Here is a 13,391-nt window from a genome sequence, read left to right as displayed (position 1 = left end):
GTCAACGAGTTGAACACACTTATCGAGTCATCGCCACAGCACAAGCCATCGTCGCATCGGCGGTTAATATGGAAACAGGTATGCGCGGTTTCTTACTTGCAGGAGAAGACGAATTTTTATCACCTTATAACCAAGGTAAAGAGCAATTTTATAGCTTGATCACGCAATTATCCAGCACTGTGTCTGACAACCCAGCTCAAGTAGCATTATTAAATTCGAGTAAATCAACCATTGATGAATGGATAGCGAAAGTCGTTGAAAAACAAATCGCCCTACGCCGTAGCATAGGTGATGCCAAGACGATGAATGATATGGCAGACCTTGTTGGTGAAGCTAAAGGTAAGGTGTATTTTGATAAATTCCGCGAACAAATAAAAACCTTTAAGCAACGAGAAACAAGCTTAATGAATGCTAGAATGCTCGAGTTGGAAAAAACTGAATCTACCGTAATTAACACCACTATTTTAGGTACAATACTCGCTATTATTACAGGCATTATCATTGCGGTCTGGCTCACCCGTCATATTATGAATTTGCTTGGTGGTGAACCTGCGTACATTGCTGAAATAGCCAAGACTGTCGCTAAAGGCGACTTAAGCATAGAATTAAAAAGTGATGGTAATGACCGTGGTATTTTTGCTGAAATGAAAAGCATGATTGCCAACCTGAAAGAGAAAGCGACACTCGCACAAACAATCGCGGCAGGCGAACTCGATAATAAAGTCATGTTAGCCTCAGATCAAGACTCAGTAGGCTTAGCATTACAAGAAATGACCACTAACTTAAATGAAGTCTTAGGCCAAACTCAGCTAACCAGTGTTGAGATATCACAGGGCAGTTACCACGTCTCAGAAACCAGTGCAACTTTATCTGAAGGAGCATCTGCTCAGGCAGTAAGTCTAGAGAACATCTCCGCATCATTAAACCAATTGAGTACTCAAATCGGCGAAAATGCACAAAGCGCAAACCAAGCACAAGAATTAGCGACGCTTGCCCAAGGCTCGGCAGAACAAGGTATCGAAAAAATGGAAACCATGATTGCTGCAATGGCTGAAATATCGCATGCCAGTGAAAGTATCGCAGACTTCATCAATACCATTGATGACATTGCCGATCAAACCAATTTGCTCGCCTTGAATGCTGCTATCGAAGCGGCGCGTGCAGGTGAACAAGGTCGAGGTTTCGCAGTGGTCGCAGATGAAGTCCGCCAATTAGCCGCTAGAAGTACAACGGCTGCCGAAGAAACCTCAAAACTGATCGCAAGTTCTGTCGAGAAAACCAAAAATGGTAGCTTGATTGCCACCCAAACAGCTGAAAGTTTAAAAAGCATTTTTGAAAGTGTCAGTCAAACCACCGTCCTGGTTGAACAAATCGCACTAGCAAGTAACGAACAAGCAATCGGTGCAGAAGAAATTAACCAAGGCGTTAGCGAAGTAGACGGCGTTACCAAACAAAACAACAGCACTGCACAAGAAAGTGCTGCAGCTGCCGAACAACTGTCCCAACAAGCTGAATTACTAAAATCCATGTTATCCCGCTTTAAACTCAATGCAACCTACGCGTAATTCCTAAAAAACGCTAAAGTGATGGCACTTGGTATAATCAAGTAGCCATCACAACCCCCTCAGAACTCAACAATAATAACCGTCAACTCAAATAATAACCACCACAAAAACAACAATGTAAAATTAAACAGCGACTTATTGATTGATTATTACCTTTAAGGTAACAATGTTTTACCATTTCAGTGTATTGTTTTGTCCTCGTCCAAATGTAGAATGCCCCCATCGAAACCGAAACAACTTTCCAAACTCAATAATCAACACACTTGTGACTTGATTAAATAAAGGATATTAAATGTCTACATTAACGAACAAACCAGGTATTTTTCTTTTAAAGTCAGGTTCATTCAAATTAAATGACCTAAGCAAATTGCTTGAAGTCGAAGGCCTTAAAAGTGACATGGCAGAAGTTGCCGTAACCAACAATAGCAACGCATTAACGATTGGTCACTTCACAATGGAACCAGGTGTTGAATTTGAATACGCTTACGATTCAGTTGAATACAAAGTTATCACTAAAGGCAAGATCGTTGTGCGTGATGCTGACAATAACAAATACGTAGCCGAAGTTGGTGATGTACTACTGTTCTCACCATATACAGTCGTAATTTTTGATGCCGAAAGTAATGGCGAAGCTATCTACACAGCACACAGAAACGCTGACGCATCATTCGCACCTGCATCAAATTAATAGGAATTAAACATGATAAATAAAATCATCAGCAAATGTAAAAATACATTTTGCACAACAAGTAATATCAAGATCCACCCAGCAATGGACGCTGGTATAGCACCAACAGTAAGCAACTTTAACGGCGGCACGCTACAGTGCCAATGTAGCAGCAATAAAGTAACAGCAAAAATAGACAGCCAAACAGCACATAACCATGCATGTGGTTGTTCAAAATGCTGGAAACCTAAAGGTGCCTTATTTTCGCAAGTTGCTGTCGTATCAAAAGACAAATTAAGCGTAACAAGCAACGCGAATAAACTAAATGTCGTTGACGCAACGGCGACTATCCAGCGCTTTGCGTGTAAAGATTGTGGCGTTCACATGTATGGTCGCATTGAAGATAAAACACACCCATTCTTTGGTTTAGACTTCGTTCATACAGAACTATCTAACGACAAAGGTTGGTCTGCACCAGAGTTCGCTGCATTTGTTTCATCAATCATTGAAACAGGCACAAATCCAAAAGACATGGCGGCAATCAGAGCACAATTGAGCGTACTCGGTCTTGAATCTTATGACTGTCTATCGCCGACATTAATGGATGTAATTGCAGCGCACGTTGCTAACAGTAAATAGCCCATACAGCTAAGAAAAATGTATGCTCAGCCTCGTTATTACAAGTAACAATGTTAAATAACGGGGTTGATTTTTGTTCATGTATTCAGGTCTATACAGTACTTTATTCCCGCTCTCCTATGATAGCCATTCTAGATTACCCTCACATATTATTATTTATCATAATATAACTCTTAAATTTAAGGGGCGTTTTGTAAGCAACTGATATATAATCAAAACTTAATTTGTTCTATGTTAATTACAAAATAAAATTACTAAAATGGAATTAGTATCACTTTGTTTTTAATTAGTGTTTTAGCATTAATTATTCTCAAATTTGATAAAACATAATGGAGACAGAATTTAAGTGCAATCACATCACAATGATTCAACAGCACAACAATTAGCAGCACTAAAGCAAGTTTGTAATACTTTAGGCGCCTATATATTTACCAAAGATCTGCAAGGTCGTTATACCTACGTAAATCTAGCTGTTCTCCAACTTTTTAATAAGCCTTTAGAAGAAGTCATCGGATTCGATGATACCCAATTCTTCGATCTAGATATTTCTAACCATATTAAAAAAAATGACCATCAGGTCATGCAAACCGCCACAGCCATCAACACAGAAGAAACCAATTATATAAAATCAAGCGGTGAGCAACGAATTTACCAGACGATAAAGAGCCCACTATTCGACGATGATGGCCAAGTATGTGGAATTTCAGGGATCTCGACAGACATCACCATCGAAAAACAGCTACGCGATTTAAACAATGAGCAAAAACAGTTACTCGATACCGTATTAAATAATATTCCAGCATCTGTGTATATAAAAGATGAAGAACGCCGCTTTTTATATGCAAACTCCAAAGTTTCAACGCTATTTGAACTGCCTATCACCGAGATCATTGGCAAGTTTGAAACCTCTATTTTACCTCAAGAGATGGCCGCCCACTTTCATAAAAGTGATGCAGAGGTTTTTAAAACCAATAGTATTCAACGAATCGAAGAAACAGTTAGCGATCATCTTGGCAGAACTTCTCATTATTTAAGTATAAAAGCCCCTATAACCATCAATAATAAACGCGCATTGATCGGTTTCTCCACCGACGTAACCGAATTATACGAGCTAAAAGAGCAATTTCAGCAGCAAGCTAACACTGACTATCTAACCAATTTATATAATCGCCGTTATTTTATCGAACAAGCTGAACGTGAATTTACACGCTCTCAACGTCATGCTTTACCCCTCGCACTTCTTTCAATTGATATCGACCATTTTAAACACCTTAACGACAATTACGGACACCCGTTTGGTGACAAAGTATTAATAGATATTTCTGAGCTATTATTGCAAGGAACACGACGAGAAGATGTTGTCGCACGGATTGGCGGAGAAGAGTTTGCGATCATATTGCCAAATACAACACAAGACAAAGGTATATTTTTAGCAGAGCGCATTCAAAAAAAGCTCCAAAATCATGACTTTTCGGTGACTTGCGATGACTTAAAGGTAACTGTGAGTATCGGTGTAACAGTATTGTCTGGGACTGACAGCTGTTTTGATGAATTACTTTTACGGGTTGATGAAGCGCTATATAAGGCCAAGAACAAGGGCCGTAACCAAATTATGTATTTATAATACATACGATGAAGAATAAAACCCGCAAGATTCGTCTAGCGGGCTTCTTTTGATTCATAACTCTTAACCTATCACTCTCAACCTATAAAACCTTAGGCTTCATAACCAAATGGGTCGTCAATCGAGTATGACGGTTGGGTAAACCATTGTGGTCCCGCATCGGTCATGTAGAAATGATCTTCTAAACGAATACCAAATTTACCCGGGATAACCAACATAGGTTCATTACTGAAACACATGCCTTTCGCGAGTGGCGTTGTATCGTTACCAACTAAATATGGCCATTCATGAATATCTAAGCCAATACCATGACCTGTTCGGTGTGGCAGACCCGGTAAATCATAACCCGGTCCAAAACCATCTGCTTCTAGAGATACGCGCGCGGCAGCATCCACATCCTGACAAGCCACATTAATCTGCGCAGCATCAAATGCGGCTTGCTGGGCATTTTTTTCACTTAACCAGGCAGATCGCACTTCATCACTTGCTTCACCAAATACATAAGTACGCGTAATATCAGAGTTATAACCATGTAACTGGCAACCCGTATCAATTAATACCACGTCATCTTGTTTTAGGAATTGTGGATCTTTCACACCATGTGGGAACGAGCTCGCTTTACCAAATAGCACGATACAGAAATAAGAGCCTTTTGGCGCACCAACCACTTTATGTGCTTGATGAATGAACTCTTCAACTTCTGTAGTACAAATATCTAAACGCAAGATACGTGCAGCAGCTTTATGCACTTCTAACGTCATGTCTTTTGCACGTTGTAATAATGCAATTTCAGTATCTGACTTTTGCTGACGACAACCTGCAGTTACCGCTTTCGCATCGATATATTCAAACTGTGGATTGGCATGACGAATGTTATTAAACATAAAGAAGGCGGTTGCTTCATCAATACCGACAACACCCGTGGTTACATTCAGTTGTGCAAGCACTTCACCAAATAACTGCGCAGGGTTTTCATGTTCATGCCAGCAATGTAACGGGCCTTTTACAACCATAAACTCATTAATGGTATCTTGCTCAAAACGCGGTGCAATAAACTGTACATCACCGATAGCAGGCAATATAGCGCCAACTAATCTTTCACCCGCGCCCCAACGCATACCAGTGAAATAATACAAATTAGTACCTGCATTAAGATAAATAGCGTTAATGCCTTCGCGTTGCATAATCGCTTGTGCTTGCACGATACGATCATTGAATTCTTGTAACGAGACCGCTTTAACGCCAGCAGTCATGTCTGCCAGTTTAGCTAATTCTAATGCAGCAGTTGAACCACCAATACCAATAGTCATAAAAATCCTTATTATACAGCTTGATTAACGAGATATAGATTAAATCACTGTAGCATACCTTTATGACGAGATGTAGCACCAAACAGCGCTAACCTAATTCGGCCTCACACTTACTGCGTAATAGGTCGCGCAGCATCAGCATCGCCGGTGAGACTTGAGTACGATTAGGGCAAATTAGCCATAAACTAATAGGCGGTGAAGTAAAATCAGACAGTAATTCAACAACATTACCTTTACGTAAATCTGCCGCCATATCTAATCGCGATTTCATCGTAATACCCTTGCCTGCCACCACCCAGCGATGGACGACGTCGGCGTCATTACTTAAACGATTGCCCGATACTTTCACGGCATATTTTCCGGCGTTATCTGCAAACGGCCAGGTATCATAAGCGCGTTCGGCAAAACGGTAGAGCAAGCAGTTATGCTGTGTTAATTCACTCGGATGTTTAGGCTCGCCGTGTTGCGCTAAATAAGCTGGAGAAGCACATACAACCCGATCAATCTTAGCTATCAGAAATGCCACCAGCGATGAATCTTCCGGTTCACCATAACGTAATGCCATATCAACTTTGTCATGAAAAAAATCAGCTAAGCTATCACCAACATTCAACTGTATAGAGAGCTCAGGGTAAATATCCATCACTTCATCCAGCCAAGGTAGTACGATATTTCGCCCTAAATCAGACGATGTCGATAAGCGAATGTCACCCGCAATCTTACCCTGCATCTGATTTAATGACGCTTTACCTTTCTCTAGTGCAGCGAGTGCTTCAGTACAATGTAATAAATAACGCTCGCCTTCAGCAGTAATACGCAGTTTACGTGTAGAGCGGATAAAGAGTTGTACACCAAGCTGTTTCTCTAGGCGTTTTAATGCAGCACTCGCAGCAGCAGGGCTCATGTCCAACTGTAATGCGGATGCGGTGATATTACATGTTTGTGCTGTACGCACAAATAGAGTGAGATCTTGAATATTCATTATCAAATAATTTTTGAAACTGTTAGTTGCATTACCATCTTTGTAGAATAGCAATAATCAGTAATAATGTCGCCACTCACGCAATACATGCCATGAAAGGTAATACATATGACGACGCCATTAACCCTTGTTGCCAATATCGAAGCAAAAGCAGATAAAGTAGAATTGGTCAAAAGTGAACTATTAAAGTTAGTTGAACCAACACGACTTGAAGCAGGTTGCATCCAATATGATTTACATCAAGATAATAGTAATCCAGCATTGTTTACTTTTGTTGAAACTTGGGAAAGCAAGGCATTATTACAAGCTCACCTCAATAGCCCACATTTAGCAATGTATGTGCAAGCAACTGATGGTGCTGTAGTCAATTTCAAGCTAAACGAAATCACTAAGATCGCATAGACAGATAGACGAGATCACTTGCGAACACTTATTTTTAAGTACAAATTTATTAAGGTTTTATTATGACACACCAAATTATCAAAGATTTAAGCAACCGTTATACAACTAAAAAGTTTGATGCTTCAAAACAAGTATCACAAGACGATCTTGCCGTGATAATGGAAGCAATGCGCTTATCTGCATCGTCAATTAATTCACAGCCATGGAAATTTATCATTATCGAAAGCGATGCAGCAAAACAGCGTATGCACAATACCTTTGCTAATAAATTCCAGTTTAACCAACCGCATGTAATGACGGCGTCACACATTATTATCTTTGCGCACAATCCAACTTATACACGCGCAAACTACGAAGCCGTAATCGACAAAGGTATCGAAGATTTACGTACTAAACCAGAAGACAAAGAAAGTGCTTTTGGCGCGTTTGCTTTTGTTGAATTAAACACAGGTGAAGATGGCGATACATCAGCTTGGACTAAAGCACAAACCTATCTAGCACTAGGTAATACGATGCACACATTGGCACGTTTGAATATTGATTCAACGCCAATGGAAGGCATTGATTCTGAATTAGTAAGCAAAGAATTTGCTGTCGAGTTAGATGGTTACGTGACTGATGTTGCACTTGCAATTGGTTACCGAGATGCCGAAAATGATTACAATATTGCGCCACCTAAGTCACGCTTAGCAATGGAAGATGTGATCGTAAAACTATAATCTTTTCTACTATAGAATAAGCACCACTGTATTATCCCTTTGCAGCATATTGAGCTTCAAAGGGGCTCTATCAAATCGAAATAGCAATAACTAATACAGCGCACTTCTATCCAACTCATTCTGCAGTAACTCTCTACCATTGGTCTCGATATGCTTTAAAAAAGCAGAGGCGATCAATGTCGGACGTTTCGATATTAACCACAAGAAGAACCAATGAGAATCAATCGGTAATTCTTTCACCGGTAAACGCACCAAACCACTTTGACCACCATAAGTAAGCGTATGAGCAGAAATAATAGTGATGCCTAATTTAGACATCACAGCATGTTTAATGGCTTCGTTACTTTCTATTGTCATTTTTATATTCGGTTTCAAACCATGCTTTTTAAACAATTCTTCAATCGCATATCGCGTACCCGAGCCTTTTTCTCGCATTAAAAAAGGTTCATCACACAAGTCAGCTAAACTGATTGATTTACGCTTGCCGAGCGGATGCTCTTGATGGGCAATCGCCACCAAGGGATTGTCTAGAAATTCGAGGCTTTGCGCATCGATATCCTGAGGAGGATGACTAAAGACATAAAAATCATCGACGCCCTGCTTCATCCGTTCAATGGTTTTCTCCCGATTACCAATGTTTAATTGAATATCTACATCAGGAAATTGCTCGCAGAAAGGCCCCAGTAAATGCGGAATAAAATACTTCGATGTAGTCACCACAGCCAACCTTAGCGTACCTGGTTTAACCTTGCGTATATTGCCCAGAGTTATATCTAAACGCGCAAAACTATCGAGTACTTCGACCGCTGTTTTCACTAATTCTAAGCCCACATCGGTAAAAACGAGCTGGCGGTTTACAAATTTATACAAGGGCTCGCCAATCGCATCACTGAGTTTACGCATCTGAATTGACACTGTCGGCTGGGTTAAAAATAACGCTTTAGCAGCCTCATTAATACTGCCCTGATCATGCACTGCCAACAAGATCTCAAGCTGTCTCATCGTGCCAACATGAGCGTGAATACGTGACTTCATAACAACTCCATTACTCTATGATTGCTTACTAACGCTAACGAAGAACAAACCAATATAGATATTAGTCTATAGCAAAGATAGATAATATCTATTTTTATCTATATCTATTTATTGTCATAATCCACCTAACTAAAGGCTCGTTAGCTATGTAGGGATGTAGACCCTTTAATTGCAGTTTAGATACGGAGATTTGAACTTTGTTTGGACATCGTTTTGACAGTATGAATTTAAAAGGTGATATGTTTGGCGGTGTCACTACCGCGATCATCTCGCTGCCATTAGCCCTTGCCTTTGGTGTGGCCTCTGGCGCAGGTGCTGAGGCTGGCCTTTGGGGCGCGATTATGGTCGGATTTTTCGCTGCACTTTTTGGTGGTTCAACGACGTTAATTTCAGAGCCAACCGGGCCAATGACAGTGATCATGACGGCCGTACTCACCAGTATGATGGCTAAATATCCAGAAACTGGCATGGCGATGTCCTTCACTGTCGTCATGATGGCTGGTGCCTTTCAAATTTTACTCGGCACCCTAAAGCTGGGAAAATATGTCACATTAATGCCTTACAGTGTCATCTCTGGTTTTATGTCTGGTATCGGCGTTATTCTAATCATCTTACAATTATCGCCACTATTAGGCCATGCAGCGCCGTCTGGTGGTGTTGTAGGTACTTTATCTGCACTGCCAGACACCGTTAAGAATGTCAGTTTCAGTGAGCTATTTTTAGGTTTACTCACTTTAGCCGTACTGTTTTATTTTCCCAAACAATACCGCAAGTATGTGCCCGCACAACTGGTCGCGTTAGTAGCCGTCACACTGTTATCAGTCATATTTTTTGATACCGACAGTATCCGCCGCATCGGAGAGATCCCAGCAGGGTTACCGTCATTAGTAATGCCGCATTTTAATGCCGACATGTTCACGACCATGGTTATCGATGCCTTGGTACTTGGTACATTAGGTTGTATTGATACCTTGTTAACTGCCGTCATTGGTGACTCATTAACACGTAAAGAACACGATTCAGATAAAGAACTGCGCGGTCAAGGTATTGCGAATATGCTCTCTGGATTATTCGGTGCGCTACCAGGTGCAGGGGCAACCATGGGCACAGTAACCAACATACAGGTTGGTGCACGTTCGCCACTGTCTGGTATGGTTCGAGCGCTTGTGTTAACACTAGTGGTATTAGTCGCGGGCGGATTAACAGAACCGATCCCGATGGCGGTATTGGCCGGGATCGCTGTGTATGTCGGTTTTAACATTTTAGATTGGAGCTTCATTCAGCGGGCGCACAAGGTCAGTATTCAAGGTATGGTGATCATGTACGGCGTTATGCTACTCACCGTATTTGTTGATTTGATTGTTGCTGTCGGCCTAGGGGTCTTTATTTCTAATATCATCATTATTGAGCAATTAAGTCGAGCACAAGCACGCCAAGTTAAAGGCATTAGCGATACTGATAACGATGTGCCATTGACCAAAACTGAACGCGCCATATTAGATAAAGCCAATGGCAAAGTATTATTTTTCTACTTATCAGGGCCGATGATATTTAGCGTATCTAAAGCAATATCGCGCCAGCATGCCAGCATTGGCGATTATGAAGTAATGATATTAGATTTAAGTGATGTGCCGATGATAGATGTCACAGTGGGTCTGGCACTCGAGAACGCCATAAAAGATGCGTTAGATGCTAACTGTGAGGTGTTATTGTTATGCCCTAATACCGATACACGTGAGCGATTAGATAAGTTAAACGTATTAAGTTTGATCCCAAATGACAATCACTGCACATCGCGGGAGCAAGCATTACAGTCAGCGCTTGAGCATTTGTAGAGATGGTGTCCCCTACAGGATTCGAACCTGTGGCCTGCTCCTTAGGAGGGAGCCGCTCTATCCAGCTGAGCTAAGGAGACTTTAAATATTTGATAACTATACTATGTTACGTAACCATATCGCAACCATCTAATTATCCTTTTTCGATTAACCCCTCTTAAAGAGGGTCTTTATAAACAAGCACTCCGCCGTGAACAAAGTCATTCAAATAACTAATATTGTTCGTTAATACTTAAAACTACACTATAATTTATTTCTATAAAGCTTCATTAAATTTATACCTGATAGCCATATAAGGGCTGCAACATGTCATTTCGCTTTAGCGAGTTAAGAAAATCAATTAGTTTGAGTATATTGTTATTCACTGCCTCACCAGTATTTGCGCTTGAAGAAGTCTCATTACAATTAAAATGGATGCATCAATTCCAATTTGCTGGTTACTATATTGCGAAAGAAAAGGGCTTTTATGCCAATGAAGGTTTTGATGTTGAGATAAGAGAACGTGACCTAACATCATCACCATTTGATGATGTTACCAGCGGCAGAGCTGATTATGGTATTGCTGACTCGAGTATCGTTTTACAGCGACTCAAAGGTCTGCCTGTCGTTATTGCGTCAACTGTTTTTCAAGAAAGTCCATTGGTATTCATGTCATTAAAAAGTAAAAATATTACCAGTATTTATGATCTAGTCGATAAACGTATTATGTTTCAACGAAATGTTGATGATGCGGCATTAATAGCCATAATCGCCCTTGCTGGAATGAGTAATAGTGAGTACACCCATGTCCCTCATAATTTTGACAACATGTCGCTTATTAAAGGCGATGCTGATGTGATGTCTGCTTATAAAACCGACCAGATATTAAGTTATAGAGATATGGGGGTAGGTATTAATATTCTCGATCCAAGTAGCTATGGTATCGACTTTTATGGTGACTTGATTTTCACCAGTGAATCGAATGTCAGAAAAAAGCCAGAAAGAGTAAAAGCATTCGTAAGAGCAAGTTTAAAAGGATGGCAATATGCCTTAGATCACCCAAAAGAAGCGGTTGATTTAATCATTGAAAAATATAATAAACAAGCAGTGAAAAAACTCCTTTTACTCGAAGCTCAAGCGACTAAAAGTATTATAAAATCGAATTATGTGCCGTTGGGGACTATGCATGAACAAAGGTTTATACGTATTGCCAATGTCTATAAAGACTTAGCTTTAGCACCCAACTCAAGCGCTTTAGATGGCTTAACAATAAGTAGTTATGAAAATACGACAAAGCAACTAAGCACAAAAACGCTGCTTGTTATATTTGGCATCGTCGTACTATTAGTACTCATTCTTATTAGTGTCATCATTTTTAATTACAAGCTCAAAAAAGTTGTGAAAGAAAAAACAAATGCATTATCAATAAACAATATTGAATTGGCTAAGCACATAGAGCAGATTAATCATAAAAATAACCAGTTAGAAGTCGCTAAATTAGAAGCGGATAATGCGAATAAAGTTAAATCACTTTTTCTGGCAAATATGAGCCATGAAATCAGAACGCCGATGAATGGTATATACGGTAGTTTACAGATCCTAAATCAAAAAGCCGTCATCGAAGAAGATAAAGAACTTATTGAGCAGGCCCTTTATTCTGCAAAATGTTTACTAACAATCATCAACGATATTCTTGATTTATCAAAAATGGAAGAAGGTAAGTTAGAGCTTGACATAATACCCTTTGATTTAATTAAGCTTACTCAGTCTGTTATTGCTGACTTATCACAAAAAAGTACCGTACAAACAACAAAAATTACATTGGTTTATCATAACAAAGAGCAAAATTGGTTTGGCGATCCGATACGTATACGACAAATTTTACTCAATATATTGTCAAACGCTGTCAAATTTACTAAAAATGGAACCATTGAAGTCGTTATCGAAAATAAGCAAGACCAATCTGTATATATCGAAGTCAAAGATTCTGGTATTGGTATGAGTGAAGATACGCTAGATAAGCTATTTAACCGCTTTACACAAGCCGATACATCAACCACGCGTAAATATGGCGGCACAGGTTTAGGTATGGCGATTACTCAGGTGCTCATCGATTTGATGAAAGGTGCTATTAATGTTCGAAGCATTGAAGGAGAAGGCACTTGTTTTGGTTTTAGTTTACCCTTAATTAAAGCGCCAGCTAAAGATACGACGACAATTAAAGAGACGAAACCACAACAATTTGTACCTGAATTATCCGACTATACAATTATGATTGTTGAGGATAATAAAATTAATCAACTAATCGTAAAAAAAATGCTCAATGAGACTAAAGCGAATCTGCTATTAGCCGACAATGGATTGATGGCGGTTACTAAAGCTAAAGAAACAAAAATCGATTTAATTTTAATGGATATTCAAATGCCCGTGATGGATGGCGTCACGGCTTGTAAAATAATTAAACAAATAACGAATTGCCCACCGATTATAGCGTTAACGGCTAATGTCATGGAAAAAGACATTACAGATTATTTAAACTCTGGTTTTGACGCGCATTTAGGTAAGCCAATAGAATTAGATAACTTGCATCAAGTATTAGCCGAACAGTTATTAAATAAACAGCAGTAGTGCATG

The 13,391-nt window shown here is 39.8% G+C and carries 11 protein-coding genes and 1 tRNA gene; 8 read left to right on the top strand and 4 right to left on the bottom strand.

The features are described from left to right. From JFU56_RS14750 to JFU56_RS14735, 4 genes are all read left to right on the top strand, one after another. Nucleotides 1-1,565 (top strand): methyl-accepting chemotaxis protein (locus tag JFU56_RS14750; RefSeq protein ID WP_198438049.1); only part of this gene is annotated, 1,565 nt, incomplete at its 5' end. A gap of 292 nt (nt 1,566-1,857) precedes the next feature. Beyond that, nucleotides 1,858-2,253, top strand: coding sequence for a hypothetical protein (locus JFU56_RS14745; RefSeq protein WP_198438048.1), 396 nt, complete (start codon nt 1,858-1,860; stop codon nt 2,251-2,253). 12 nt (nt 2,254-2,265) lie between these two features. Beyond that, the gene (gene gfa / locus JFU56_RS14740) at nt 2,266-2,871 is read left to right on the top strand and encodes an S-(hydroxymethyl)glutathione synthase (protein WP_198438047.1); all 606 of its coding nucleotides are present in this window, start codon (nt 2,266-2,268) and stop codon (nt 2,869-2,871) included. A 346-nt stretch (nt 2,872-3,217) separates the two neighbouring features. Continuing rightward, nucleotides 3,218-4,495: a diguanylate cyclase gene (locus JFU56_RS14735; RefSeq protein WP_198438046.1), complete on the top strand. Its 1,278-nt coding sequence runs from the start codon at nt 3,218-3,220 to the stop codon at nt 4,493-4,495. 92 nt (nt 4,496-4,587) lie between these two features. On the opposite strand, the gene JFU56_RS14730 is transcribed toward JFU56_RS14735, so the two are convergent. Beyond that, nucleotides 4,588-5,805: a Xaa-Pro peptidase family protein gene (locus tag JFU56_RS14730; RefSeq protein ID WP_198438045.1), complete on the bottom strand. Its 1,218-nt coding sequence runs from the start codon at nt 5,803-5,805 to the stop codon at nt 4,588-4,590. Nucleotides 5,806-5,893: 88 nt separating this feature from the next. Further along, nucleotides 5,894-6,787 (bottom strand): LysR family transcriptional regulator, encoded by an 894-nt coding sequence (locus JFU56_RS14725; RefSeq protein WP_198438044.1) that lies wholly within the window; start codon nt 6,785-6,787, stop codon nt 5,894-5,896. A 108-nt stretch (nt 6,788-6,895) separates the two neighbouring features. Here JFU56_RS14725 and JFU56_RS14720 point away from each other — a divergent pair, with 108 nt between their 5' ends. Both JFU56_RS14720 and JFU56_RS14715 read left to right on the top strand, forming a co-directional pair. Beyond that, nucleotides 6,896-7,189, top strand: coding sequence for a putative quinol monooxygenase (locus JFU56_RS14720; RefSeq protein ID WP_198438043.1), 294 nt, complete (start codon nt 6,896-6,898; stop codon nt 7,187-7,189). 62 nt (nt 7,190-7,251) lie between these two features. Further along, nucleotides 7,252-7,908 (top strand): NAD(P)H-dependent oxidoreductase, encoded by a 657-nt coding sequence (locus tag JFU56_RS14715; protein WP_198438042.1) that lies wholly within the window; start codon nt 7,252-7,254, stop codon nt 7,906-7,908. A 90-nt stretch (nt 7,909-7,998) separates the two neighbouring features. On the opposite strand, the gene JFU56_RS14710 is transcribed toward JFU56_RS14715, so the two are convergent. Next, entirely contained in the window at nt 7,999-8,943 is a 945-nt protein-coding gene (locus JFU56_RS14710) for a LysR family transcriptional regulator (protein WP_198438041.1), read from the bottom strand. A 221-nt stretch (nt 8,944-9,164) separates the two neighbouring features. On the opposite strand from JFU56_RS14710, the gene JFU56_RS14705 reads away from it, so the two are divergent. After that, a complete protein-coding gene (locus JFU56_RS14705; protein WP_198438065.1) occupies nt 9,165-10,778 on the top strand; it encodes a SulP family inorganic anion transporter in 1,614 nt (537 codons plus the stop codon). A gap of 3 nt (nt 10,779-10,781) precedes the next feature. On the opposite strand, the gene JFU56_RS14700 is transcribed toward JFU56_RS14705, so the two are convergent. Then, nucleotides 10,782-10,858, bottom strand: a tRNA-Arg gene (locus JFU56_RS14700). Between the two features lie 226 nt (nt 10,859-11,084). Here JFU56_RS14700 and JFU56_RS14695 point away from each other — a divergent pair. After that, complete coding sequence (locus tag JFU56_RS14695; protein ID WP_198438040.1) at nt 11,085-13,385, top strand: ABC transporter substrate-binding protein; 2,301 nt, start codon at nt 11,085-11,087, stop codon at nt 13,383-13,385. Nucleotides 13,386-13,391 lie beyond the last annotated feature (6 nt).

Origin of the sequence: Moritella sp. F3, assembly GCF_015082335.1 — a bacterium.
Taxonomy (GTDB): domain Bacteria; phylum Pseudomonadota; class Gammaproteobacteria; order Enterobacterales; family Moritellaceae; genus Moritella.
This window is presented reverse-complemented; position numbering and strand designations above follow the sequence as displayed.

Bases quoted from the DNA above. Each gene is read 5' to 3' on its own strand.
- JFU56_RS14720 (WP_198438043.1), top strand. From the start codon at position 6,896: ATGACGACGCCATTAACCCTTGTTGCCAATATCGAAGCAAAAGCAGAT.
- JFU56_RS14710 (WP_198438041.1), bottom strand. From the start codon at position 8,943: ATGAAGTCACGTATTCACGCTCATGTTGGCACGATGAGACAGCTTGAG.
- JFU56_RS14695 (WP_198438040.1), top strand. From the start codon at position 11,085: ATGTCATTTCGCTTTAGCGAGTTAAGAAAATCAATTAGTTTGAGTATA.
- gfa (WP_198438047.1), top strand. From the start codon at position 2,266: ATGATAAATAAAATCATCAGCAAATGTAAAAATACATTTTGCACAACA.
- JFU56_RS14725 (WP_198438044.1), bottom strand. From the start codon at position 6,787: ATGAATATTCAAGATCTCACTCTATTTGTGCGTACAGCACAAACATGT.
- JFU56_RS14705 (WP_198438065.1), top strand. From the start codon at position 9,165: ATGAATTTAAAAGGTGATATGTTTGGCGGTGTCACTACCGCGATCATC.
- JFU56_RS14730 (WP_198438045.1), bottom strand. From the start codon at position 5,805: ATGACTATTGGTATTGGTGGTTCAACTGCTGCATTAGAATTAGCTAAA.
- JFU56_RS14715 (WP_198438042.1), top strand. From the start codon at position 7,252: ATGACACACCAAATTATCAAAGATTTAAGCAACCGTTATACAACTAAA.
- JFU56_RS14745 (WP_198438048.1), top strand. From the start codon at position 1,858: ATGTCTACATTAACGAACAAACCAGGTATTTTTCTTTTAAAGTCAGGT.